The organism is Archangium sp. Cb G35, assembly GCF_001896145.1.
Classification (GTDB): domain Bacteria; phylum Myxococcota; class Myxococcia; order Myxococcales; family Myxococcaceae; genus Archangium; species Archangium violaceum.
Genome location: NZ_MPOI01000017.1, coordinates 51558 through 75115, shown reverse-complemented (window position 1 = coordinate 75115; position 23558 = coordinate 51558). Strand labels below are relative to the sequence as shown.

General features: G+C 69.4%; 21 protein-coding genes. 15 read left to right on the top strand and 6 right to left on the bottom strand.

Annotated elements, in window-relative coordinates:
• Positions 1-24: 24 nt before the first annotated feature.
• The 4 genes from BO221_RS42540 (at position 25) to BO221_RS56755 (ending at position 3572) form a co-directional block, all read left to right on the top strand.
• Complete coding sequence (locus tag BO221_RS42540; RefSeq protein ID WP_369866022.1) at positions 25-894, top strand: protein-glutamate O-methyltransferase CheR; 870 nt, start codon at positions 25-27, stop codon at positions 892-894.
• Positions 891-1925 carry a chemotaxis response regulator protein-glutamate methylesterase gene (locus tag BO221_RS42535; protein WP_073566651.1) on the top strand — a complete coding sequence of 345 codons (1035 nt, stop codon included), beginning with the start codon at positions 891-893 and terminating at the stop codon, positions 1923-1925. Before BO221_RS42540 ends, BO221_RS42535 begins: the two co-directional genes overlap by 4 nt.
• A 16-nt stretch (positions 1926-1941) precedes the next feature.
• Entirely contained in the window at positions 1942-2733 is a 792-nt protein-coding gene (locus tag BO221_RS42530) for a hypothetical protein (protein WP_073566650.1), read from the top strand.
• A gap of 224 nt (positions 2734-2957) precedes the next feature.
• On the top strand, positions 2958-3572 hold the full coding sequence (locus BO221_RS56755) for a LysM peptidoglycan-binding domain-containing protein (protein ID WP_158080011.1): 615 nt from the start codon (positions 2958-2960) through the stop codon (positions 3570-3572).
• Here BO221_RS56755 and BO221_RS42515 read toward each other — a convergent pair.
• Entirely contained in the window at positions 3566-6148 is a 2583-nt protein-coding gene (locus BO221_RS42515; protein ID WP_073566649.1) for a PAS domain-containing protein, read from the bottom strand. The genes BO221_RS56755 and BO221_RS42515 overlap by 7 nt on opposite strands.
• A 149-nt stretch (positions 6149-6297) precedes the next feature.
• Here BO221_RS42515 and BO221_RS42510 point away from each other — a divergent pair, with 149 nt between their 5' ends.
• The 3 genes from BO221_RS42510 (at position 6298) to BO221_RS42500 (ending at position 9834) form a co-directional block, all read left to right on the top strand.
• A complete protein-coding gene (locus BO221_RS42510; RefSeq protein WP_143196012.1) occupies positions 6298-6762 on the top strand; it encodes a hypothetical protein in 465 nt (154 codons plus the stop codon).
• Complete coding sequence (locus BO221_RS42505) at positions 6762-8588, top strand: hypothetical protein (protein WP_073566647.1); 1827 nt, start codon at positions 6762-6764, stop codon at positions 8586-8588. Before BO221_RS42510 ends, BO221_RS42505 begins: the two co-directional genes overlap by 1 nt.
• Before the next feature lie 82 nt (positions 8589-8670).
• The gene (locus BO221_RS42500) at positions 8671-9834 is read left to right on the top strand and encodes an acetyl-CoA carboxylase biotin carboxylase subunit family protein (RefSeq protein ID WP_073566646.1); all 1164 of its coding nucleotides are present in this window, start codon (positions 8671-8673) and stop codon (positions 9832-9834) included.
• Between the two features lie 18 nt (positions 9835-9852).
• Here the strand turns inward: BO221_RS42500 and BO221_RS42495 are convergent, their stop codons facing one another.
• A complete protein-coding gene (locus tag BO221_RS42495; RefSeq protein WP_073566645.1) occupies positions 9853-10629 on the bottom strand; it encodes an alpha/beta hydrolase in 777 nt (258 codons plus the stop codon).
• Positions 10630-10733: 104 nt separating this feature from the next.
• On the opposite strand from BO221_RS42495, the gene BO221_RS42490 reads away from it, so the two are divergent.
• Entirely contained in the window at positions 10734-11213 is a 480-nt protein-coding gene (locus BO221_RS42490) for a cupin domain-containing protein (protein WP_073566644.1), read from the top strand.
• Positions 11214-11225: 12 nt separating this feature from the next.
• On the opposite strand, the gene BO221_RS42485 is transcribed toward BO221_RS42490, so the two are convergent.
• On the bottom strand, positions 11226-11882 hold the full coding sequence (locus BO221_RS42485; protein WP_073566643.1) for a hypothetical protein: 657 nt from the start codon (positions 11880-11882) through the stop codon (positions 11226-11228).
• A gap of 53 nt (positions 11883-11935) precedes the next feature.
• Complete coding sequence (locus BO221_RS42480; RefSeq protein WP_073566642.1) at positions 11936-12796, bottom strand: Fpg/Nei family DNA glycosylase; 861 nt, start codon at positions 12794-12796, stop codon at positions 11936-11938.
• A gap of 128 nt (positions 12797-12924) precedes the next feature.
• Here BO221_RS42480 and BO221_RS42475 point away from each other — a divergent pair, with 128 nt between their 5' ends.
• The 4 genes from BO221_RS42475 to lptE all read left to right on the top strand — a co-directional run bounded on the left by BO221_RS42475 (position 12925) and on the right by lptE (position 17124).
• Positions 12925-13308 (top strand): response regulator, encoded by a 384-nt coding sequence (locus BO221_RS42475; RefSeq protein WP_043409778.1) that lies wholly within the window; start codon positions 12925-12927, stop codon positions 13306-13308.
• A gap of 135 nt (positions 13309-13443) precedes the next feature.
• Complete coding sequence (gene leuS / locus BO221_RS42470) at positions 13444-15942, top strand: leucine--tRNA ligase (protein ID WP_073566641.1); 2499 nt, start codon at positions 13444-13446, stop codon at positions 15940-15942.
• A gap of 12 nt (positions 15943-15954) precedes the next feature.
• Complete coding sequence (locus BO221_RS42465; protein ID WP_073566640.1) at positions 15955-16521, top strand: hypothetical protein; 567 nt, start codon at positions 15955-15957, stop codon at positions 16519-16521.
• Between the two features lie 63 nt (positions 16522-16584).
• Entirely contained in the window at positions 16585-17124 is a 540-nt protein-coding gene (lptE, locus tag BO221_RS42460) for an LPS assembly lipoprotein LptE (RefSeq protein WP_233166508.1), read from the top strand.
• A 9-nt stretch (positions 17125-17133) separates the two neighbouring features.
• Here the strand turns inward: lptE and rpsT are convergent, their stop codons facing one another.
• Together rpsT and mazG are read right to left on the bottom strand one after the other, a co-directional pair.
• The gene (gene rpsT, locus BO221_RS42455) at positions 17134-17409 is read right to left on the bottom strand and encodes a 30S ribosomal protein S20 (RefSeq protein ID WP_073566638.1); all 276 of its coding nucleotides are present in this window, start codon (positions 17407-17409) and stop codon (positions 17134-17136) included.
• A gap of 113 nt (positions 17410-17522) precedes the next feature.
• Complete coding sequence (mazG, locus tag BO221_RS42450; protein WP_073566637.1) at positions 17523-18701, bottom strand: nucleoside triphosphate pyrophosphohydrolase; 1179 nt, start codon at positions 18699-18701, stop codon at positions 17523-17525.
• 112 nt (positions 18702-18813) lie between these two features.
• On the opposite strand from mazG, the gene BO221_RS42445 reads away from it, so the two are divergent.
• The 3 genes from BO221_RS42445 to BO221_RS42435 all read left to right on the top strand — a co-directional run bounded on the left by BO221_RS42445 (position 18814) and on the right by BO221_RS42435 (position 23455).
• Positions 18814-21051, top strand: a complete 2238-nt coding sequence (locus BO221_RS42445) for a hypothetical protein (RefSeq protein ID WP_073566636.1) — start codon at positions 18814-18816, stop codon at positions 21049-21051.
• A 13-nt stretch (positions 21052-21064) separates the two neighbouring features.
• The gene (locus tag BO221_RS42440) at positions 21065-22258 is read left to right on the top strand and encodes a DUF4388 domain-containing protein (RefSeq protein ID WP_073566635.1); all 1194 of its coding nucleotides are present in this window, start codon (positions 21065-21067) and stop codon (positions 22256-22258) included.
• Between the two features lie 99 nt (positions 22259-22357).
• On the top strand, positions 22358-23455 hold the full coding sequence (locus tag BO221_RS42435) for a PhoH family protein (protein ID WP_073566634.1): 1098 nt from the start codon (positions 22358-22360) through the stop codon (positions 23453-23455).
• Positions 23456-23558 lie beyond the last annotated feature (103 nt).

Below are 23558 nucleotides of genomic sequence, written 5' to 3'. Positions count from 1 at the left end.
CGGCCGCGGGGGGTCTCGGGGGTGATGCCTTTCGATACAGGCAGGCCGGAGATGTCCGCGGAGGAGTTCCGCCTGCTGCGGGACTTCGTCTATGGCCATTGCGGCATCCTCGTGCGTGACGACATGAAGTACGTCATGCAACGGCGGCTGTGGCCCCGGTTGGAGGCGCTGGGCCTGACGGACTTCAGCGCCTACTACCGCTACCTGCGCTTCGACGCGCAGCGCCGCGCCGAGCTGGAGACGGCCATCGAGGCCCTCACCACGCACGAGACCTACTTCTTCCGCGAGCCGCGCCAGCTCAAGGCCTTCTCCGAGGAGGTGCTGCCCCAGCTGGAGCGCCGCAACGCACGCACGAAGCGGCTGCGCATCTGGTCGGCGGGGTGCTCGTCCGGGGAGGAGGCCTATACGGTGGCCATGCTCCTCAAGGACAGCGGGCGCTTCGAGGGCTGGGACGTGGAGGTGCACGGCACGGACATCTCCCGCCGGGTGCTGGCCGCCGCGCGCCAGGGCGAGTACGGGCCCTCCGCGCTCCGCGCCACGCCTCCGGACAAGGTGGCCCGCTACTTCGTCCACGTGGGGCCCAACCGCGTGCGCGTGCGCGATGACATCCGCTCCTGGGTGTCCTTCGGGCACCACAACCTGCAGGACCCTGACGCGGCCCTGCACGTCTCCCGGCCCGACGTCGTCTTCTGCCGGAATGTGATGATCTACTTCGACACCCCCGCGCGGCAGCGGGTGTTGCGCCTCATCTACGACAAGCTGGTGCCCGGCGGTTACCTCCTGCTGGGGCACTCGGAGAACCTCATCAACCTCAGCGCGGACTTCGAGCTGGTGCACCTGCGCAGTGATCTCGTCTACCGCAAGCCGGAGCTCGGCGGAGGAGGTAGCCCGTGAGTGCCCTGGAGCCCGTGAAGGTGCTGGTGGTGGATGACTCCGCCCACAACAGGAGGCTGCTGACGGAGCTGCTCGAGTCCTCGCCGGACGTGAAGGTGGTGGGCACGGCGAGCGACGGCAACGAGGGCCTGCGCCAGGTCATGGCCCTGCACCCGGACGTGGTGACGTTGGATCTGGAGATGCCGCGGCTGGGCGGGTACTCCTTCCTGCGGCTGCTGAAGAGCTCGGCGCCCACGCCCGTGATCGTCATCTCCAGCTACGCGCACAAGACGGACGTCTTCAAGGCGCTGGAGCTGGGGGCCTTCGACTTCATCGCCAAGCCGGCCAAGCCCACCCCGGACGTGCTGGAGAAGCTGCGCAAGGAGCTGTACGAGAAGGTGCAGGCGGCGAAGCTGATCCGCCCGGCGGAAGTGAAGCCGGTGGTGCGCAAGCCGAAGGTGACGCCGCTGGAGCCCTCGTTCGTGGTGGGAATCGGGGCGTCCACGGGTGGGCCGCCGGCGGTGCAGCGGCTGCTGGAGTCGCTCGCGCCGGAGCCGTCCATGTGCCTGCTGGTGTGCCAGCACATGCCCAAGCAGTTCACCCGCGCCTTCGCGGAGCGGCTGGACAAGCTGGGGCCCTTCTCCGTGCGCGAGGCGCAGGAGGGCGATGTGCTGGCTCCGGGCCACGTGTTCATCGCGCCCGGCGGGCGGCAGCTGGTGGTGTACCGGCAGAACGGGCAGTACGTGCTGGGCACGCCGCCGCCGACGATGCAGGACAAACACGCGCCCTCGGTGGACCGGCTCTTCGTGAGCCTGGCCGAGGTGTTCGGGTCCAAGACGGTTGGCGTGGTGCTGACGGGAATGGGCTCGGACGGGGCGGTGGGCGCCAAGAGCATCCGCAAGGCGGGCGGCGAGGTGTGGGCCGAGTCCGAGGAGACGGCCGTCATCTACGGGATGCCCCAGGAGGCGGTGGCCACCGGAGCGGTGAGCCGGGTGCTGCCGCTGGGGGCGATCGGCCCGGCGCTGGTGGATCTGGCGCGCAAGCGCCGGTGACGGTAGATGCGGTGACATGAAGAGGTTTCCCACGGAGTTCGCGGAGCTGCTCACCCCGAAGGGGCGGCGCATCCTGGAGGGGAGAGACAGCGAGGCGTGTGGAGCGCTGCTGCGGCCGGGACAGCGCTTCGTGGCGCTCGGCGGGGTGCTGGACGCGCGCAAGGCGGTGGCGTGCCGGGAGCTGCTGGAGACGGCGCTGCGGGACACGCTGACGCAGATGGAGGACCCGATTCCCCCGGAGAGCATCTGGGGGATGACGGAGAACTACGCGGAGCTGCTGCCCAAGACGGTGCGGGTGAGGACGGCGCTGCTGGAGAGCCGGCGCTCGCGCTCGTGGAAGGCCGCCGAGGCGGTGGGGCTGGTGGCGATGATGCGCTCGGAGAGCTTCGCGGCGTTCGCGGCGTCGGTGAGCGGCAGGGCGCTGCGGCGCAAGTGGGGGATTCAGGCGCTGTGCTACGGCCCGGGGGACTACTCGGGCCCGCACAACGACCACCACCCCGAGGACGCCGAGGCCTTCGATGGCTACGTGGACATGCACCTCACGTTCGCCACGCCCGCGGTGGCGCACCAGTGGCTCATCTACGCGAAGGGCGGACACTTCTCGGAGATGCAGAGCGTGAACACCGTGGGCGGCATCACGGTGTACCGGCTGCCCTTCTGGCACTACACGACGCCCTTGATGGCGAAGCCGGGAGCCGCCGAGGACGCTCGGCGCTGGGTGCTGCTGGGCACGTTCCTGGACGCGCCCAGGGAGCGCCGCCAGGGCACCGCCATCGAGCCGCCCCCGTCCGTCGCGCGGCCCGGATGAGGCCCGGTCCCCAGGTGGTGACCCCAGTCACCAGGGGATGAGGGCAGTCATCAGGGCAACCCGTGTGAAGCGGTGCCGGCTGTCACCAGGTGCGGCCCGGCATGAGCGTGCATGCGAGTGGGATCAAGGGCTTGCGGGCCCGGGCAGGAGGGCGTGGTGCATGGCACGCCTCCTGCTTTGTGCCGGTGCATCGACTTCGCTTCCGACACTTCGAGGGCACGCACATGGGCAACTACAGCATCAAGGCCGGGGACACGCTGGGCAACATCGCGAAGCGCTACAACACCAGCGTCGGCGAGCTGATGAAGGCCAACTCGCAGATCAAGGACTCCAACCTGATCCTCGCGGGCGACAAGCTCAACATCCCGGGCAGCAAGGATGAGTTCGTGAAGGCCTCGGGTCCCAAGGGCGTGAACCTCGACGGGGGTGCCTCCTCCACGAAGGGCGCGCAGGCCAGCGCTCCGGTGGGCAACGTTCCGCAGGGGCAGGTGGGTGATTGGATCAAGGAGGCCATGCAGAAGCTGAGCGCCGCGGGCGTGCCGGCCGACAAGATGAACCCGCAGGACATCGCGTCCATCATCCATCACGAGTCCAGCGGCGACCCGAACGCGCAGAACAACTGGGACTACAACGCCCAGGCGGGCCATCCGTCCATCGGCCTGATGCAGACCATCCAGCCGACGTTCGACGCGAACAAGCTCCCGGGCCACGACGACATCCGCAACCCCGTGGACAACATCATCGCGGGCGTCCGCTACGCGGTGGAGCGCTACGGCTCGGTGTCCAACGTGCCCGGCATCCAGGCACTCCGCCAGGGTCAGTCCTACGTGGGCTACTGAGCGGTTCGTGGCAGCAGCACGGTGAACGTGGTGCCTTCCGTCCGGGTGGAGCGCACCTCGATGCGGCCCCGGTGGGCGCGCGCTATCTGCTGGACGATGAAGAGGCCCAGACCCAGGCCGGACGCCGGATGCCCTTCGTCCGTGGCCCGCTGGAAGGGCTCGAAGATGCGCTCGAGCATCTCCTCGGGAATGGGCGGGCCCCCGTTGTGGATCTCCACGCGCACCGTGTCCCCTTCGTCGCGCAGCACGAAGTCCACGGGGAGGCCGTCGGGGCTGTAGTCCAGCGCGTTCTTGCCCAGGTTGCCGAGCAACTGGGCGAGGCGGTCCGAGTCCCACTCGCCCTGGAATTCCCCCATCGTGCTCAGCCGGAACTCCCGCTGGGGGTTTCCGGCCTCGAGCTCCTCCAGCACCTGCCGGCAGATGGTGCGGAGATTGGCCGGGCGGGGGCTGATGGGAATGCCGCCGCCCAACCGCCCGCGCGTGAAGTCGAGCAGGTCGGAGATCATCCGTTGCATCCGCTCGGCGCTCGTGGTGATGCGGCGCACGTTCTTCAGGTGGTGCTCGACCACGCAATCCGAGCGCATCATCGCGTTGGCGGACAGGAGGATGGCGTTGAGCGGGTTGCGCAGATCATGGGAGACGATGCCGATGAAGCGCTCGCGGAATTCCGCCGCCTGCCGCAGCTCCGTCTCGGCGCGCTTGCGGTCGGTGACATCCGTGTTGACGGCGACGGCGCCCACGATGTCGTCACCCACATGCACCGGGGCGGCGGCGCAGCGCACCACCACGTCCCTGCCCGTCAGGAGATGACGGGAGTGGACCTCTTGAGTGGTCGGCTGCCCGCGGAAGGCCCGTATGAAGGGCTCCTCTTCCGGCGTGAGCCGGTGGCCGTCCTCGGCGGAGCGGTTCTGGAGCCGCTCCCCCAGGGTGGCGACGTGCTGATTCAGCTCCTCCAGTGATTGAAATCCCAGCATCTCCAGCGCTGGGGTGTTGGCCAGCCGGATGCCGTTGGCATCGCCCACGTACAGGGCATCCGGGATGCTCTGGAGGATGGCCTCGAGAATGGCCGTGTTGCGGGCCACTTCCTGCGCGGCCCGCTTGCGCTCGGTGATGTCCAGTCCCACGCCCAGGAATCGGATGGGCTGTCCCGAGGCGTCGCGGTGGACCTGGCCTTGCGTGCTCACCCACCGCTCCTCCTCGTTCTCGAGGGGAAGGGTGCGGTACTCCATGGCGAAGCTCCCCTTGCCGCCCGGAGCGATGGCCTCCCGCATGCGGCGTTCCACCTGGGGGCGGTCCTCGGGGTGCACGCGCGAGAGGAAGGTGGGGTAGTCCATGGGCACATCCGCTGGCAGCCCGAAGATGGCGCGCATGCGCTCGTCCCACACCAGCGCGCCCGTGGTGGGGTCCATGTCCCAGATTCCCAGTCCCATGGCCTCCGTGGCCAGACGGAGCCGCTCCTCGGCGACGCGCACCTTCTCGGCGGCGAGCATCTCCATCCGCCGGCGCGCCTGCACCAGCTCCGTCACGTCCGAGGCGACGACGATGACGGCCTCTACCTGGCCCTGGGCATCACGCATGGGCTCGTAGACGAAGTTCAAATACACTTTCTCGATGGCTCCGCCTTCCAGGCGCGCCAGCCGGGCGGGCATCTCCGTGCCGACGTAGGGCACTCCCGTGGCGAGCACTCCGTTCAGGCGCTCCTCGAATCCCTGGCCCGCGGCTTCGGGCAGGGCCTCGAACAAGGGCTTGCCCAGCAGCTGCTCGGGGCGGCGGCCCCACAGGCGGCAGACGACAGGATTGGCCAGCTCGATGACGTAGCGAGGCCCCCGGAAGATGGAGATGGCGATGGGCGCCTGCATGAAGAGCGAATGGAGCCACTCGCGCTGGTGCTCGGCTTGTGCGCGGGCCTGGGCGGTGAAGGCCAGGGACTCGTCGCGCTCGCGCACCGCCTCGCCCAACTCCTGGTTGGTGACCAGGAGCTCCTGACCCCGGTGGAGGAGCTCCACCTCCATCTCCAGGTTGCGGCTCTGGAGGGCCGCCGTGTGCTCCCGTTCTTCTTCGCGCCGATGGGACAGGCGCACGAAGTCCGTCACGTCCTCCACGCGGTGGAGGAGGTAGAGCACCTTGCCCTCGGGAGAGAGGACGGGGGTGTTGATGGGACTCCAGTACCGCTCCTCGAAACCACCTCCTTCGGCCTCGGGACGCCGGATGTCGTACTTCTGCACGGCCATGGTGTCCGGTGCACGCGTGGCCACGGCCCGCTCGAGCGAGGCGCGCAGGTTGCGCACGCCGGTGGCATTCGGGTCCGCCGGGTTGTCGGGGAACACCTCGAAGAAGGGGCGGCCGAGGATGCCCTCGCGGGTCGTCAAGGTGGCGCGCAGGTAGGCGTCGCTCACCGCCACGAGGGTGAAGTCCGCGTCCGGGGCGGCGACGAGGTAGGCGCCCGGACTCTTTTCGAAGAGGAGCTGGAAGTCAGGTGCGGATGGCGGGGGCATGGTGGATGGGGCAGGGATGTCGAAGGAAATCAGCCGGAGGTCTCGCCAGAAGCCATACGCCCTGGCAACCCGTTCCGCCATGTACCGGGGTTCAGCAGGGGCGGACCGTGGCCGCCTGTCCCTGGCGCGGCGAGGTTCGTGGGGGCCTTGCCTCCTTTTCGTGACCTGTGCGTGACTCGACAGTCACAGGGGGAGCCCTCCGGCTCCCAGGGCCGGAAAGGGGAAGTGACTTGCTCCGTATCCTCCGTGCAGTGCTCCTCGTGGCGATGCTCCCCATGGGACTCGCCTGCGAGGACGGGAAGTTTCAGCTCCCGGAGCTTCCGAAGGTAGACCTCCCGAGCATCCCATTGCCCAAGCTGGATACCGGCAACCTCGTCCTCATCAAGACGCCCTCGGGTGGCCTCCAGCTCGACCCGACGGGCAGCGACGCCCTCACCGCGCTGGGCGCCTGCGCCGATCTCGTCACCTACTGCTTCCAGCCCGGAGAGCGCTCGCTGGACGAGTGCGTGGCGGCAGTGCCCCAGTGCAAGACCTCCAGGCCCTGGCAGGAGAAGGAGTGCTGCCCGGCCACCTGCACCGATGCCTACGCCAAGGCCCGTGACAAGGGACAGGAGCCGATCTCCGCCTTCGAGCAGACCTTCTTCCTCCAACCGGACTGCTTCCCCGGTGTCCGCTCGCTGCTGGAGGGCAAGTGATGCGTGGACTTCTCGTGTCCTCGGTCCTGCTGCTGTCGCTGCCCGCCGCTGCCTGGGAGTCCGTCTGCTACGAGCAGAAGGATCCGACGAAGGAGGTGAGCGAGTACCCTCGTGGCTCCGGTTCCTCCTGTGCTCCCGCGGCCGGTCCCAACACCGCGCGCCAGCGCTGGGTGGGTGAGCTCGACGAGCACCGGCAACTCTGGGAACTGACCCGCGAGAAGGCGGGCCTGCCGGCCGGGACCTCCGCGACGGCCCGGCTGCGCGTCTTCACTTCGAGCCAGCCGTTGAACGTGGATGGGCAGACGCTCACCTCTCTGTTGCCCGTGCCCTTCGCCGAGACCGCTCGCGTCCAGGTGCGCGCCTTCACGCCGGGCGAGCTCGCCCAGCTCCCCGACTTCTCGTACGCCCTGTGGGACTGGGCCACGGGCCACGAGACGTGTCCGCTGCCGGGAATCGGCGCGGATGCGACGCAGTGCCACGACTTCGCCACTCACATGGGCCCGGTGAACTCGAACCACTTCCTGCCGCAGGCCGGGCGCTTCTACGCGCACTACCACGGGCTGGCGCTCGCGCGGGCGAGGGAGTGCAAGGCGATGAAGGACCTGCTGGGCGCGGCTGCCGGCCGCTACGGTGACTATCTCCGTGCCTGTGAGACCGAGGCGCTGGCGCTGGAGGCGGTGGGCCACCACTACCTGCAGGATGCCTGGAGCATGGGCCACATGTGGCAGCGCTGGGGCTCGCCGGAACTCTCGGACTTCCCCAACGAAGGGGCGGCTCCGAGGGACAGGGCGGTGCTCATCGCGCTCGCCTCCGGGCTGCTGCACGGGGCGCGCGGCGTGCTGCAGCGGCTGCCCGAGTGGACGAGCTACGACGTCAACGACGCGCTCTGCGCACCACACCCCTCGGTCGAGTTCGTCAGCCCGGATGGCGCCCGCTACCCGGCCATCGGAGATGACTACCTGCACCTGCTGCCGCCCGTGGGGACGGGGAGCACGTACGCGCCCCAGTCCGAGCGCCTGTTGTCATGCGCCGTCTCGGGGATGCGCGAGGTGTACGCGGCGGCGGGGGAGAACCATGGAGCGCTGGGGCCTCCGGCGGAGGGACTGCGGACGCTGGAGCCCACGGGCCCGGAGTGCTTCGGGCAACGCGCCACCAACCGGGCCATGCTGGAGGCGGCGGCGGTGCAGTTCCGCATCGTTGGACAGCAGGTGACGCTCGGGCTGGACTCCCGGGTGGTGGGGTGGATCATCCCCACGGTCGCACACGAGACGGGCGAGGTTCCGGTGCCAGCGCGGCTGAAGAACCAGTTCCGGCTGGAGATGCAGCGCATCGTCTCGCTCACGCGGCTGATGGCGAAGGAGCGGCCCGAGGGGACGGAGTTGGCGGATGGGCGTTTCGGCGCCTTCCTGGGGGCGAGCCCCAATGGGCAGTACGCGGGCGGTGGCGTGCTGGCCTCGTACATCGATCCGGCGCTGCCGTGGCCGTCGACGCCGGACACGATGCCCGGAGCGGGGGATCGGGCCCTGGCGCTCGCGCGTGTCTTCCACCGGGGACACTCGGCGGACTGGTGCCGGACGAGCACGTCGGACGCGCTCGAGGCGCTGCGAGCGAGGGCGTCGGACACGTCACTGGACGGGCCCACGCGGGCGGCGGCCTGCGAGGTGTGCTCGGAGTTCGCCCTCCGGCACCTGCGGGTGGGAACGCCTTCGCTCCACGACACCTCGGCGGAGCCCCTATGCCATTACCTCTCGGGGGGCCCGTACCTCTACCAACCGGGGCCGGGGGCACCGGAGACGCTGGCCCGCACGTGGTGCGGTTGCCCCTGATCTCCCCTTCACTTTGCTTGCCGCTCTGCGTCATCATCGAGCGGCATCGGGAGCGCGTCAGTCACCCGCCGGAAATGCCGCCATGAACGTCGTCTTCATCTCCCCGCAGTTCCCGCCCCAGTTCTTCCACTTCGTCGCCGCGCTGCGCGAGCTCGGGGTCAACGTGCTGGGGATGGGCGATGCGCCCTACGACTCCCTCCGGCCCGAGCTGCGCGAGGCCCTCACCGAGTACTTCTTCACCCCCAACCTCAACGACTACGACGCCCTGCTGCGCGCCGCCGGTTACTTCACCTGGCGCCACGGCCGCATCGATCGCATCGACTCGCTCAACGAGACGTGGCTCGAGGTGGAGGCGCGCCTGCGCGAGGACTTCCATGTCCCCGGCCTGCTGCCCGCGGACATCGCCCGCCTGCGCTCCAAGCAGGGCATGCATGACACCTTCAAGGGCGCCGGCGTGCCCCATCCGGATGCCATTCCCGTGAAGGACGCGGCGGGCGTGAAGACCTTCGCCCGGAGCGTGGGCTACCCGCTCGTTCTCAAGCCCGACGTGGGCGTCGGCGCCGCGCGCACCTTCAAGGTGTCCAGTGACGCCGAGGTGGATGCCGCCTTTGGTGAGTCCCTGTCCGGCTACGTGGCGCAGGCCTTCGTGCGCGGCACCATCGTCACCTACGACGGGCTCGTGGATCGGGACGGGCAGATCATCTTCGTCTTCAGCCACGAGTACAGCGACGGCATCATGGAGTCGGTCCTCGAGAAGCGGGACCTGGCCATCTGGAGCCACAAGGAGATTCCCCCCGCGCTGGACAAGCTGGGGCGCAAGACGGTGGCGGTGCTCGGGCTGCGCGAGCGCTGGTTCCATCTCGAGTTCTTCCGGTTGTCGGACGGGAGCTACGTGGCGCTGGAGGCCAACCTGCGTCCGCCCGGGGCCTACCTGCCGGACATGATGAACTACGCGTGCGACATCGACGTGTACCGCCTGTGGGCGCGGATGATGGCCGGGGAGGACGTGCGGGGATTTCGCTACGCGCCCAAGTACCACGTGTGTCACGCGGCCCGGCGCGCGGGCCGCCAGTACCGCTACGGCCACCAGGAGGTGGTGAAGCGGCTCGGCGATTCGCTGTTGCTGCACCGCGAGATGCCCGCCGTCTACCAGAGCGCACTGGGGGACGAGATGTACCTCACGCGTCACCAGGAGCTGCCGGCGATGCTGGACGCGCTGCGCTTCATCCAGCAGACACACGCCTGAGCGGGGCGCGAGGCCCGCTCAGCGCAGCAGCCAGTGCATGGCGAAGGGCAGCCGCCGCTGCCAGTCCAGCTCGTGATGCCGGCCGGAGGGATCCAGGACGAGCAGGAGCTCGTGGTCGGCGTAACCCAGGTGCTTGAGGTGGAGGTAGAAGTCGCGCGTGGCATCGCCGTAGAACATGGTGTAGCCGACGGGATCGATGATCTCCTCGGTGCCAGCGTCCAGGTAGATGCGGGACCATTGCCGGGTGTGGCCCGTCCAATCGGAGAAGAGCCGGTTCCAGCCCCACATCACCGAGGGAGAAAGGCCGCCGATGCGGCCGAACAGGTGCGGGTAGTGCCTGCCGAGGTAGAGGGCCATCAACCCGCCGAGGGAGGAGCCCATGATGCCGGTCCACTCGGAGCCCTGGCGGGTGCGGTAGACGCTGTCGACGTAGGGCTTGAGCGAGTCGAGGAGGAAGCGGATGTAGGACTCGGCCTGGGCGCGCACGTTGCTGCGGGGCTCGTCCCAGGGTGAGTACTCGGCGAGCCGGTTGTGGGTGGAGTCCACGGCGACGATGAGCCACGGCTCGATGGAACCCTCGCGGACGAGGTGCTCGAGGGTAAGGTTGGCGCACCAGGTCTCGTAGACGGCGGACTCGGGGTGGGCGAAGACGTTCTGCCCGTCGAGCATGTAAAGGACGGGGAAGCGGTGGCCCTCGGGGGCGGAGTCATACGCATCGGGCGTGTAGATGCGCACGGTGCGGGAGCGGCCTTCGTGAGGGGAGGGGAAGTCTCGGATGATGTGAACGTGTCCCATGGGGCCGCTGCTGGAGTCGATGGTGGCGGCGCAAGATAAACAGGTGCTTCGCCTCGCGCCACCTTGGCCGTACCGCGTGCAGCGATGGCGCTACACTGGCCAGCATGGTCGATGAATTGGTGAGGACACTGGGGCTGGTGCCGCATCCCGAGGGCGGCTTCTTCCGGGAGACCTGGCGCTCGACGGTGCCGGTGGAGACGCCGCGAGGCACGCGCTCGGTGGGCACGGCCATCTACTACCTGCTGCCGCGAGGCACGTTCGCCGCCTGGCACCGGGTGAGCTCGGACGAGCTGTGGCACTTCTACGACGGGCACGCCCTGACGATGTACCTGCTCGACGAGCGTGGCCACCTGGAGACGGTGACGCTGGGCCGGGATGTGACCAGGGGCGAGTGGCCGCAGGTGCTCGTGCCGGCCGGTGTGCTGCAGGCGGCGGTGCCCCGAGGGGACTACACGCTGTGCGGTTGCACGGTGGGTCCGGGCTTCGACTTCGCGGACTGGGAGATGCCACGAGGCGAGGAGCTGGCCGCCCGCCATCCCGAGCACGCGGAGCTGTTCCGCCAGCTCTCCCATTCCGCCGCCTGAGCGGGATGAGCGTCACTTCGTGCGAGGGGCCGGAGGCTTCTCGCTGATGTCGACGACCACGGGGACCTTCTTCTGCTCGCCGCCTGGTGGTGGGCCGGGGACCACAAGCACCCGGTGGAAGGTCCCGAGTTTGGAGACCTGGGTGCGGATGTCCTCGAACGTGCGGGCCGAGCATGCCCTGTCCTTGGGGAGCGCGCTCTGTGCCGCCTTGATGATGCGAGCCGCGGGCACCGTCGCGTTCTTGCGCTGGACGACCCAGATGTCATCGACCTGGTAGCGGGCCCCGAGCTGGACGGTCAGCCGGGGCTGGGAGGCGGAGGCTCCGGTGGACGTGTCCGCCTGCCACGTCACGCGCGCTTCCGGCCAGCAGAGGGCATGAAGCCGGTCCTCGAGGAGCCGGGCCGCGACATCCTGGCACTGGATGAACGGTCTGCTCCCGGTTGCCTCCGCGGGGAGGTCCGAGAGGAGGCGTTCGCGCAGGGCGGCGGGCAGCTCGTCGAGCCCGGAGACCTGGGCGCGGGAGAACGATGCGGTGCTCTTGGGCTGGCACTGCTCCCGGATGAAGAAGCGGGTGTCGGCGCGCTGAATCACTTCCCGGGTGTTGTGCTGCGGGGTGGTGCAGGCGGCCAGCGACAGGCTGAAGGCGGCGAGGGCGGTGCGGCGGAGCATGTGAAGGTATGTAGCCGACCAGAGGCCCCGGCGCATGTGGACAGTCGGGGCACTCAAATCCGGGTGCGTCCACCCGACGAGTCGGTCCGAGCACGGCGAGCCGGTCTCCCGTGTGCGCCTGGCGTCTGGCACCCCGGGCAGAAGAACAATCCGCGCCCGGCCAGCGTCACGCGAGAGATGGGCGTGGCACACCGGGGACACGGCTGTCCCGCGCGGTCGTAGACGCTGAAGCGATCCTCGCGGCGCTTGCCGGGAGTCTCCCAGGGGGCCGGAGGCGAATGGGGCGTGACGATGCGCCCGTCGCGGGCCGCGTCCTCCATCAACCGCCCGAGGGCCTCCCACAGGCGCTCGAAGTCCGCGAGTCGCAATTCCGAAGCGGGGCGCAGCGGAGGCAGACGCGCGAGGAACAGGGCCTCGGCCCGCAGGATGTTGCCCACGCCGGCGATGCGCTCCTGGTCCAGCAGCGCGGCGGCGAGGGGAATCCGTCCCTTCCGGAGGGCCTCGAAGGCGCGCGAGGGCGAGGCGTCCGGGCGCAGCGGATCCTGTCCCAGCCGGGAGCGCAGTTCGGTTTCGTCCTCGGGGCTGAGCAGCTCACAGGCCTGGGGTCCGGCGAGGTGGAGCGTCACCTGGGGCGAGGCGAGCCGCAGCCGGCACGCGGCGGAGGGGGGAGGGGCCCGGGAGCGGAAGTGCCGCAGGTGGCCGAAGAGGCCCAGATGGATGTGCAGCCGTACCCCGCCCTCGAAGTGGTGGAAGAGGTGCTTGCCATGCGCGTCCACGCCCACGAGCCGCCGTCCCGACAGCCGCCGGGCACCCGCCGAGAAGCGCCCCTGGGGCGAGTCCGCGGTGAAGCTCCGCCCCACGAGCCACTGGCCGTGGATCCGCGCGATACGATGAAGGATGTTGCCTTCGGGCATTCCTCCCAGGTAACGCCGGGCGCATGACCTGTCTCGTCGGGCCTCGGACCCGCTCGCCCGCCCGGCCGATGGGGGAGGGCCCGGCGAGTGTTCCCCTGGCGGGCGTCCGGCGGTGCTATGGTCGGCGCATGACGCAGCAGATCCGCGCGCTGGTGGTGGATGACTCCTTGGCCATGCGGCGCAGTCTCATGTACGCGCTGCAGCGGTTGGGCTCGTGGCTCCACACCGACGAGGCGCAGGACGGGGCCGAGGGCCTCAAGAAGCTCACCCTGGGCCGCTACGATCTCGTGCTGACGGACATCAACATGCCGTTGATGGACGGGCTGAAGCTCATCCGCCACATCCGGCAGACGGACGCGTACCGCACGGTTCCCATCGTGGTCATCACCACCGAGTCGGCCGTGGAGGACCGGGAGCGCGCCATGGCGCTCGGGGCCAGCGCCTACCTGGTCAAGCCGGTGCAGTCCAAGGTGGTTCAGGACACAGTGAAGAGCCTGTTGCGGCTGGAGTAGCGGCCGGCCTGGCGGGCGCTCGTCGCCGGGCCAACGGTGGTTCCGCTCGTGCCTGGATGCCGGGCGTCAGAGGGAGACGGACCCGGGCGTCTGTTGTTGCTTGGGGCCGGGCGTCCCACTAAGACGCACCCCGTCATGGCCATGAACGAGCGTTACGAGCCGCAGGCAATCGAGCAGAAGTGGCAGACCCGTTGGGAAGAGGCGGGAGTGTTCCAAGCGGGCAAGCGCCCCGGGGCTCCCAAGAAGTACATCCTCGAGATGCTGCCGTACCCCAGCGGGAAGATGCACATGGGGCACGTGCGCAACTACCTCATCGGTGACGTCTACGCGCGCTTCTTCCAGATGCGGGGCTACGACGTGCTGCACCCCATGGGCTGGGACGCCTTCGGTCTGCCGGCGGAGAACGCGGCCATCAAGGACGGCGTGCACCCGGCGGTGCGCACCCGCGAGAACATCGACTCCTTCAAGAAGGAGATCCGCTCGCTGGGCTACAGCTACGACTGGACGCGCGAGGTCAACACCAGCGAGCCCGAGTACTACCGCTGGAACCAGTGGTTCTTCATCCAGATGCTGGAGCGGGGGCTGGTCTATCGCCGCTTCAGCAAGGTGAACTGGTGTACGGGCTGTCTGACGGTCATCGCCAACGAGCAGGTGAAGGATGGCACGTGCGAGCGCTGCGAGTCCCCGGTGGTGGACAAGGAGCTGCCCGAGTGGTCCTTCCGGATCACGAAGTACTCGCAGGCCCTGCTGGACGGCCTGGACGAGCTGAAGGAGTGGCCCGAGCGCATCACCTCGATGCAGCGCAACTGGATCGGCCGCTCCGAGGGTGTGGAGGCGGACTTCAACATCCAGGGAAGTGACGCGCGCATCCGTGTCTTCACCACGCGTGTGGACACCATCCATGGCTGCACGTACGTGGTGCTGGCGCCGGACCACAAGCTGGTGGCGCAGGTGACGACGCCCGCGCAGCGCGCCGAGGTGGACGCCTTCGTGAAGAAGATGGCGGCCGTCTCCAAGACGGACCGCACGGCCGAGGGCGCGACGAAGGAGGGCGTCTTCACCGGGGCGCACGCCATCAACCCCTTCACGGGCCAGCCGGTGCCCATCTGGATCGCCAACTTCGTGCTGTCCGACTACGGCACGGGCGCGGTGATGAGCGTGCCGGCGCACGACGAGCGCGACTTCGACTTCGCGCGCAAGTACGCCCTGCCCATCAAGGTGGTGGTGCAGCCGGCCACGGGGGACAAGCTGCCGCCGGGTGACGTGCTGGAGAAGGCGTCCACCGAGGACGGCGTGCTGGTGGACTCGGGCGAGTACTCGGGCCTGCCGTCGGCCGAGGCTCGCAAGAAGATGGGCGAGAAGCTGCGCGCCGAGGGCCGCGGCGAGCCCAAGGTGACGTACCGCCAGAAGGACTGGGGCTTCAGCCGCCAGCGCTACTGGGGCACGCCCATCCCCATCGTGTACTGCGAGAAGTGCGATCCGGAGCGCAAGGGCCAGCCCGTGCCGCTGGACCAGTTGCCGGTGCGCCTGCCGGAGATCGACACGCAGACGGTGCTGACGGGCAAGGGCGAGCCGCCGCTGGCCAAGGTGCCCTCGTGGGTGAACACCACGTGTCCCAAGTGCCAGGGCCCCGCGCGGCGCGAGACGGAGACGATGGATACGTTCGTCGACTCCTGCTGGTACTTCGCGCGCTACCTGTCGCCGCACTACGACGAGGCGCCCATTGATCCGAAGGAGGCCCAGCGCTGGCTGCCGGTGGACGTGTACGTGGGCGGCCCCGAGCACGCCGTGATGCACCTGCTGTACTTCCGGTTCTGGACGCGGGTGATGAAGCTGCTGGGGCTGAGCCCGGTGGACGAGCCCGTGAAGCGCCTGGTGACGCAGGGCATCGTCAACGGCCCGGACGGGCGGAAGATGTCCAAGCGCTGGGGCAACGTGGTGGCACCGGCCTCCATCGTGCAGAAGTACGGCGCGGACACCGCGCGCACCTACGTGCTGTTCGCCGGCCCGCCCGAGCGTGACTTCGACTGGTCCGACGATCAGGTGGAGGGTGCGTTCCGCTTCCTGAAGCGGGTGTGGACGCTGGCCGTGCAGCACCAGGGCGTGGCGGGGTCCACGCACGCCGGGGCCTACGAGGGCAAGGCGCTGGAGATCCGCCGCGCGGCGCACAAGTGCCTGAAGCGGGTGGGGGAGGCCATCGAGCGGCTCTCCTTCAACACGGCCATCGCCGGCTCCATGGAGTACGTGAACGCGCTGTACGCGCTGGGCACGGCGGAGACGCCCGCGGAGAAGGCGGCCATGGCCGAGGCCGTGCGCATCCTGTCGGTGGTGCTGACGCCGTTCGCTCCGCACCTGGCGGATGAGATCGCCGAGTCCTACGGCGCGAAGGACTTCACCGTCACTCAGGGCTGGCCGGAGTTCGATCCGTCGCTGGTGGTGGACGACGTGATTCCGTACGCGGTGCAGGTGAACGGCAAGCTGCGCGCGGAGATCCGCGTGGCGGCGGACGCGGCCGAGGCGGACGTGAGGGCCGCGGCCGAGGCGGACGAGCGGGTGCAGGCGGCCATGGCGGGCAAGACGCTGCGCAAGTTCGTCTTCGTCCCCAAGCGGCTGGTGAACTTCGTCGTCGGCTGAGACGGGAGCCCGGTGCCCACCGAGGTCCTCGTCATGTGCAAGCGGTGCGGCCGTCCCCAGCAGGCGGGGGCGGGCCGCTGTGCCGCGTGCGGGGGGGAGCTGCCCGAGGCCCCCCTGCCTCCTCCGGTGGGCGCAACCTCCACGGAGCGTTTCCTCTCGGCGGAGCTCCCGGGCGGGCGCGTCCTCGCGGGCGAGGGCAACCGCCTCTCCTTCCGTCCGGGTCCCTCCGCGACGCCCTTCCTCCTCGAGCTGCCCAGCTTGCGCCGGCTCTCCCTGGTGCATCGGCCGCGCTACGAGGCCCTGGCCCTCACCGCCGCGGCCGTCGTGCTGCTGCCCTTCGTTTCCCAGCAGGGGCCGCGTGTCCTGCTCGGCCTGCTGGCGCTGGTGGGGCTGGCCCTCGCGTTCTCCAGCCGGCGCTACACGCTCGTCCTGGAGTCCACCGGCCAGGTGGAAACGCGCTGGGAGTTGGGCACCGTGCGCCGCGGCTCCTCCCAGGAGCAGCGTCTGCGCTCGGTGTGGCGCACGCTCGCGGACGTGGTGCACTCCCGTGGCGTGAAGGTGAGCGAGCCCCCCGTGTAGTCCGCTTCGGACGGGGCACCCCTGGCGCTTGACCGGTGGGATCGCGCCGCTAGTGTGGGCGCCATGTCCCGCATGCGCGTGATGGGGTGGGTTCTCTTGCTGTCGGCTGCCGGGTGCGGCTATCGCTTCACGTCCCGGGGCGCGGGGCTGCCCGAGGGGGTGCGCTCGGTGTGCGCGCCCGTCTTCCGCAACGACACGGCCGAGCCGGGGCTGGAGGTGCTCTTCACCCGCGTCCTGCGCCAGGAGTTGGTGCGCGCCGGGGTGCTCGGCGGTACGGGGGCCTGTGAGGCCACCTTGGAAGGGGTGGTGCGGAGCGTGGCCAACGGGCCCACCGTCATCGCCGAGCCTTCCTTCCAGAGCAATCCGCGGAGCGGAGCCCAGGTGGCGGGCTACCAGGCGTCCGCGGTGGTGCTGCTGCGGCTCGAGCGGGACGGACGGGTACTGGCGGAGACGGAGGTCTCCGGTACGGAGGACTTCCTGCCGGGCACGACGAGCATGTCCGGAGATGTGCTGCAAGTGGAGGCCAACCGGCAGGCCGCGCTGCAGCGTCTCGCAGAGACGTTGATGCGCGAGGGTTACGACCGGTTGGCCAGCAACTGGTGAGGGGCGCGATTACTTCGCGGCGGCCTTGGCGCGGTTCGCGGCCTTGGCGAGCCGGGAGATGCGGCGCGAGGCAGCGCGCTTGTGGATGACGCCCTTGGACGCGGCCTTGTTCAGGGTGCGGGTGGCGGCCTTGAGGGCGTCCCCGGTCTTCGCCGTGTCCTTGGTGGTGAGGGTGTCGCGCATATTCTTCACGGCGTCCTTCACCGTGGTGCGGACATTGACGTTGCGAGCGCGGCGCTTCTGGGCCTGGCGGTTACGCTTCTCTGCGGACTTGGTGTTGGCCAAGGTGATCTCCAGCTTACTTCTGTGGAAAAGAGGCGCCGTACCTACTTCGGCGCCCACTGAGCGTCAAGACCTGCGTGATCCATGCCACCTTCCGGACGCCCGAGTCCCATCAATCAGCGGGCTCCGAAGGCGTATTCCCAACGCAGGCCGGCGGGGTCCCGGAAGGTGATCCGCCCGGTGGCGCCCCCTCCCTCGAGCACGCACCCGGGGGAGGCGCCCTCCAGGAGGGTCCGTAGCCGCTCCACCGCCTCGGCGGAGGGGGCCCCGAAGGTCACGGTGGTGGGGGAGGGGGTACCCGGGCCTGGAGTGAAGACGAGCCGGTACGCCCCGTCTCCATAGGCCGCCTCGCCGGCCGCCCCCCGCTCGGCGCTCCAACCGAGGAGCGGGGCGAGCCGATCCCAGAAGGCCCGCTGGGCGGCGAGGTCCGTCACCGGCAGGCGCAGGGCCACCAGGGGCGCTCGGGGGACGCGGATGGGGGGCGGCAGGCCCTTCTCCACGGCCTTGGCGGCGTCCCAGTGCCGGTCCATGTGCTCCAGGGTCGCCTCGCCCAGGGGGATGCCCTCGGCGCGCAGGGCGGACTCGATGTGCTGGAAGCGCGTGGTGAAGCGGCGGATGGCCATCCGCAGCGCGTCCTCGGCCGGCGTCTGGATGAAGCGCGCGAGGTTGGCCAGGGAGAAGAGGACGTCCCCCAGCTCGTGCTCCAACGCGTCCCGGTTCCCCGAGGCGATGGCCTCGTCCAGCTCGCCGAGCTCCTCGTACAGCTTGGCGCGCACCTCCTGGAGGCTCGGCCAGTCGAAGCCGATGCGGCTGGCCTTCTCCGTGAGCCGCTCGGCGCGCAGCAGGGCGGGGGCACCCGTGGGCACGCCGTCCAGCACCGAGCCCTCGCGGCCCGTCTTCTTCTTGCGCTCCTCGGCCTTCAGCTTCGCCCAGTTGGCCAGCGGCTGCGGGGTGCCGTCCACCTGCCGCTCGCCGAAGACGTGCGGGTGGCGGCTGGTGAGCTTGTCGCTGATGAACCGGGACACGTCCGCCATGGAGAACTCGCCCAGCTCCTCGGCGAGCCGCGCGTGGAAGACGATCTGGAAGAGCAGATCCCCCAGCTCCTCGCCCAGCGCGCGCCACGGGCCGCCCTCGGCCACCCGATCCATCTCGTCGATGACCTCGAAGGCCTCCTCGGTCAGATAGGGGCGCAACGAGCGCAGGTCCTGCTCTTTGTCCCATGGACAACCGTCCTGGGACCGGAGCCGGGCCATGATTTCCACCAGCCTGTCCAATTGCTCCCCTGCTGCACTCATGATTCCTTCTCCTCCCGGGGCGAGCGAGCGAGTTCCTGTAACACGGGGGAACCGCGAAACGGGGGTGACAACTTCCGTGGGGGTGGCCCGTCGCCTATCATCCGGACCCTGAATGCCGCGCCTTCCCCTGTTGCGCCTCCTGTCGTTGATGATGTGCCTTGCCGTGTGGATGCCCGCGCGGCAGGCGCATGCGCAGAAGCCGCGTCCCTCCGCGCAGAAGTCCCAGCGTCAGGCTCCCGCCGAGAAGCCCGGGTACGACGACCCGTCCATGTTGGAGCCGTCGGAGATGACGGTCGAGCCCTCGGATGAGATGAGCTCCGACGATTCCTCCGAGGAGGAGCCGGAGGAGGACAGCCCGCGAGCGGGCCGCGGCAAGAACCGCAAGGGCCAGAAGGGGCGGGACGAGGAGGATGCCGCGCCTCCGGTGGACGAGAAGCCCGCCACCCTGACGGTGGAGACGAAGCCGCCGCCTCCCGCGCCCGCCCCCGTGGTCCGGCCTCCGCCTCCGCCCATCCTCGCCCCGCGGGTGACGGACGCGGATCTACAGGCCGCCTGGGACAAGTGGCGGAAGGCCGTGGCCGCGCTGGACATGGAGACGGCGCGCAAGGCGCAGCAGGAACTGGTGTCCCTCAAGGACGACGTGGCCGCGCTGGACATGGAGTCGCTCAGCATCGGCTTCGTCCGGGCGGCCGAGGGGCGGCGCAAGGCCAACGACGGTGCCGGTGCGTTGCAGTTGCTGCAGCACGCGGTGTCGCTCTCGCCCAACCTTCCCTATGCGCGGCTCGCGCTCGCCGAGGCCCATGCGCGCCGCTCGCCCGGTGACGTGGGGGCGTACAGCCAGGAGCTCAAGGCCGCGCTGATGGTGATGCTGAAGGATCCGCGCTACCGGCGCCCGGCGCTGGCGGACCTGGGCGCGGTGTTCCTGGTGGCGGTGCTGGCCACGGCGGCGGTGGTGGTGGGGGTGCTCTTCCTGCGGCGGGCGCGCTTCTTCTTCCATGACTTCCACCACCTCTTCCCCCGGGCGGCGGCGCGGTGGCAGTCCGCGGCCCTGGCGGTGCTGCTGTTGATTGGAACGCCGGTGGCGCTGCGGCTGGGCCTGGTGCCCGTGCTGCTCATCCTCCTGTTGTCGGTGTCGTTCTACCTCTCGAAGCTGGAGCGGGCGGTGGGGGCGGTGCTGCTGGTGGCGGCGGCCTTCGTGCCGTTCGCCGCCGGGAAGATCGCCCAGACGTCGGCCTTCGCCGGGACGGTGGCCGAGGACGTCTACATGCTGGAGCGCGGGGGCCTGTCCGCGGAGGTGGTGGCGGCTCGGGTGCGCGCGCGCAGCGAGGACAAGGAGTACAAGATCGAGTTCGCGGAGCTGTTCGCGCTCGGGCGCTTCGAGGCCCGCCGCGGCCGGCTGGACGAGGCCATCGCCCACTACAAGGCGGCGTCGGCCATGAGCGGCGCCCCGCACGCGGCCCTGCTGACCAACTGGGCCAACGCGCTGCTGGTCAAGGGCGAGACGGACGAAGCGGCACGGAAGTACGCCGAGGCCTCGGCGGCGGATCCGGGACTGGCCGCTCCCGCCTTCAACCTGGCCGAGGTGTACCGCCGCCGCGCCGCGGTGGCTCCGGACTCGGAGATTGGCTCCGAGAACCAGAAGGCGCGCGATGCGCTCCAGGCCGCGCAGCGCCTCGACTCCAGCCTGCTGATGTGGCAGCGGCCGCCGGAGGATCGCCTGCTGATGAACCGCCTGCTGCTCGCCCCCGTGCTCGTGGATGCGGACCTGCCGCCCACGGATGATCCGGAGGCCGGCGCACGGGTGGAGGCGCAGCTGTCGCGCAGGCTGCTCGGGGGCGGCTCCGGCCTCACCGCCTGGGGCCTGCCGGTGCTGGGCGCGCTGCTGGCCTTCGGGCTCGGCTTCGCGGGCCAGTCGATGAAGGCCTCGCGCGAGTGCGAGAAGTGCGGCCGCCCGGTGTGCCGCCGGTGCGACAAGGAGCTGGGCGTGGCGAGCAAGATGTGCGCCCAGTGCGTCAACGCCTTCTCGCGCAAGGGCGCGGTGGAGGCGCGTGTCCGGGCCCGCAAGCAGATTGAAATCGAGCGCCACCGCCAGTGGGAGAGTGGCGTGTCGTACGCCGTCGGCGCGCTGGTGTCCGGCGCGGGCCATCTGTTCCAGGGGCTGCCGGTCCGCGGCACGCTCTACGCCTTCTTCTTCCTCTTCGCGGTGTCCGGGGTGCTGCTGCGCTCCGGGGTGCTGCGCGCGCCGTATGGCGAGGCTCCGCTGTACCTCAAGCTGGCGCCGCTGCTGCTGCTGCTCATTCCCCTCCACCTTTTGACGTTGCGCGGCCTGTACCGCCGCCAGAACGAGTAGGCCGGGACCGACGATGGCCCTCACGGGAACGCTCAAGGACTTTGGTATCGCGGACATCCTGCAGCTGATCGGTCAGCAGCAGAAGACGGGTGTCCTGTTCCTCAAGAGCAAGGAGCAGGAGGTCCAGGTCTTCTTCCGGGACGGCGCCATCGTCCGCGCCGAGAGCGTCACCCGGAAGAAGAAGGATCTCATCGGCAACATGCTGGTGCGCGCCGAGCTCATCACCGAGCAGCAGCTCGAGAGCGCGCTGGAGACGCAGAAGCGCACCCTCAAGCGCGTGGGTGACGTGCTCGTCAGCACCGGTGCCATCTCCGCCCAGAAGCTCAAGCAGATGATGCAGCTCCAGGTGACGGAGTCCCTCTACGGGCTCTTCCTCTGGAAGGCGGGCACCTACGAGTTCAAGCAGGAGGAGGTCCAGCCGGACAGCGAGTCCATCACACCGCTGCGTGCCGAGAGCGTGCTGATGGAAGGCTTCCGGATGGTGGACGAGTGGCCCCACGTCCGGAAGAAGATCTCCAGCGAGGCCATGACCTTCGAGCGGCTCAAGGAGCTGCCGGCCCCCAACCCCAAGAACAAGAAGAAGGAGGAGGACGACTTCGACGCCGCCTTCGACGACGCCTTCTCCGAGGAGAAGAAGGACGAGAACAAGGGCGAGTTCCAGTCCATCGGCAGTTCCGAGCGCCGCGTCTACGAGCTCGTCGCCCCCGGCCGCGACCTGCGCAAGCTGGTGGACCTCAGCTGCATGGGCGAGTTCGAGACCAGCAAGGCGCTCGTCAACCTGCTCAACCTCGAGTACATCCGTGCCCACCATGCCTCGGGCCGGGCCTCCTCCGTGGGGGGAGCGGCCAACCTGCTCGTCCGGGTGGGCGGTGTGGTGGCCCGCGCCGTCGTCACCGTCGTCGTGCTGGCCGCGCTGGGCTTCGTGGGCTCGCGGCTCCGGCCGGACACCTGGGACCTGGGGGATGACTCCGCCTCCTCGTTCGCTGATCCGGCGGCCCAGCGTCTCCTGGCGCGCGCCCAGCGGGCCCGAATCGAAGCCGCCCTGGAGGTGTTTCGACTGGAAAAGGGCGCCCTCCCCGAGCGCTTGAATGTCCTGGTGGAGGTGGGACTCCTACAGCAGGAGGACCTCCGCTACCCGTGGCGGGAGGATTACTACTACCGCCGTACGTCAGATCGGCAGTTCATCCTCCTGTCTCCCCTGCGCTAGGTGGGCTGCTCGCTTACTCCTTTCGCTGGCAGTGGGAGGACGTTAGCTTGACAGTGAGGCTTTGAATTGTCCGACACCCGTCCCGAGGGATTAGACGAATTGCGAAACCCCGCCACAGTAGAGGCTCAAGCAGCAGTCAGCCCCACCTCGGCCAAGGTGGATGTCCGCGATAACGCGACGACCCTGGCACTGTGTGGCAACCAGAACGAGAACTTGAAGCTCATGGAGCGCCGGCTCGGCGTCCGGGTCGGACAGCGGGGGACCGAGCTCCACTTGTCCGGGCCGGCGGACGCCGTGGCCTTCACGGTGCGCCTCGTGGAGAACCTCGAGGAGATGATCCGCGCCGGCCGTCCCATCTATCGTGAGGACGTCGAGCAGGCCATCAAGGTGCTCGGCCGCGGCGGGGCGGAGTCTCTCCAGGACGTGATGAATAGCCCGGTGCTCAAGAGCTCGGGCAACAAGCAGATCGCCCCCAAGAGCATCGCGCAGAAGCGCTACGTGGATGCCATCCGCGCCCATGACATCGTCTTCGGCATCGGCCCCGCCGGTACCGGCAAGACGTACCTCGCCATGGCCATGGCGGTGGCCGCCCTGCAGGAGCGCAAGGTCAAGCGCATCGTCCTGGCGCGTCCGGCCGTCGAGGCCGGCGAGAAGCTCGGCTTCCTCCCCGGAGACCTGGCCGAGAAGGTCAACCCCTACCTGCGCCCGCTCTACGACGCGCTGCACGACATGATGGCCGTGGAGCGCGCCCTGCACCTCATCGAACAGGGCGTGGTGGAGGTGGCCCCGCTGGCCTTCATGCGTGGCCGCACGCTCAATGATTCCTTCGTCATCCTCGACGAGGCGCAGAACACCACCATCGAGCAGATGAAGATGTTCCTCACCCGCCTGGGCTACAACAGCAAGGCGGTCATCACGGGTGACGTGACGCAGGTGGACCTGCCGGTGGGAAAGACGAGCGGCCTGCACCACGCGCGCTCCATCCTCAAGAACGTGGAGGGCATCTCCTTCTCCGAGTTCACCGAGGTGGACGTGGTTCGTCACCCGCTGGTGCAGGAGGTCATCCGCGCCTACGACCGGTACGACGCGGCGCAGCAGGCCGCCAAGGCCCTGAAGGAAGCGGAAGCGGCGGTGGCGGGTGGAGCGGCACCGGATGTGGCTGCTGGTGCGTCTGAATCCGACACGCCAACCCCTTGATTTTCCTTAGCTCGATGGCCGGGTGAGCAGACGGCGGGCGGCGGAGGGAATTCCCGCCGCCCGCTTTGCTTGATGAACCCGCCACGCCTCCCATAGGTTGGAC

Bases quoted from the DNA above. Each gene is read 5' to 3' on its own strand.
- BO221_RS42540 (WP_369866022.1), top strand. From the start codon at position 25: ATGCCTTTCGATACAGGCAGGCCGGAGATGTCCGCGGAGGAGTTCCGC.
- BO221_RS42530 (WP_073566650.1), top strand. From the start codon at position 1,942: ATGAAGAGGTTTCCCACGGAGTTCGCGGAGCTGCTCACCCCGAAGGGG.
- BO221_RS56755 (WP_158080011.1), top strand. From the start codon at position 2,958: ATGGGCAACTACAGCATCAAGGCCGGGGACACGCTGGGCAACATCGCG.
- BO221_RS42515 (WP_073566649.1), bottom strand. From the start codon at position 6,148: ATGGCGGAACGGGTTGCCAGGGCGTATGGCTTCTGGCGAGACCTCCGG.
- BO221_RS42505 (WP_073566647.1), top strand. From the start codon at position 6,762: ATGCGTGGACTTCTCGTGTCCTCGGTCCTGCTGCTGTCGCTGCCCGCC.
- BO221_RS42500 (WP_073566646.1), top strand. From the start codon at position 8,671: ATGAACGTCGTCTTCATCTCCCCGCAGTTCCCGCCCCAGTTCTTCCAC.
- BO221_RS42495 (WP_073566645.1), bottom strand. From the start codon at position 10,629: ATGGGACACGTTCACATCATCCGAGACTTCCCCTCCCCTCACGAAGGC.
- BO221_RS42490 (WP_073566644.1), top strand. From the start codon at position 10,734: ATGGTCGATGAATTGGTGAGGACACTGGGGCTGGTGCCGCATCCCGAG.
- BO221_RS42485 (WP_073566643.1), bottom strand. From the start codon at position 11,882: ATGCTCCGCCGCACCGCCCTCGCCGCCTTCAGCCTGTCGCTGGCCGCC.
- BO221_RS42480 (WP_073566642.1), bottom strand. From the start codon at position 12,796: ATGCCCGAAGGCAACATCCTTCATCGTATCGCGCGGATCCACGGCCAG.
- BO221_RS42475 (WP_043409778.1), top strand. From the start codon at position 12,925: ATGACGCAGCAGATCCGCGCGCTGGTGGTGGATGACTCCTTGGCCATG.
- leuS (WP_073566641.1), top strand. From the start codon at position 13,444: ATGGCCATGAACGAGCGTTACGAGCCGCAGGCAATCGAGCAGAAGTGG.
- lptE (WP_233166508.1), top strand. From the start codon at position 16,585: ATGTCCCGCATGCGCGTGATGGGGTGGGTTCTCTTGCTGTCGGCTGCC.
- mazG (WP_073566637.1), bottom strand. From the start codon at position 18,701: ATGAGTGCAGCAGGGGAGCAATTGGACAGGCTGGTGGAAATCATGGCC.
- BO221_RS42445 (WP_073566636.1), top strand. From the start codon at position 18,814: ATGCCGCGCCTTCCCCTGTTGCGCCTCCTGTCGTTGATGATGTGCCTT.
- BO221_RS42440 (WP_073566635.1), top strand. From the start codon at position 21,065: ATGGCCCTCACGGGAACGCTCAAGGACTTTGGTATCGCGGACATCCTG.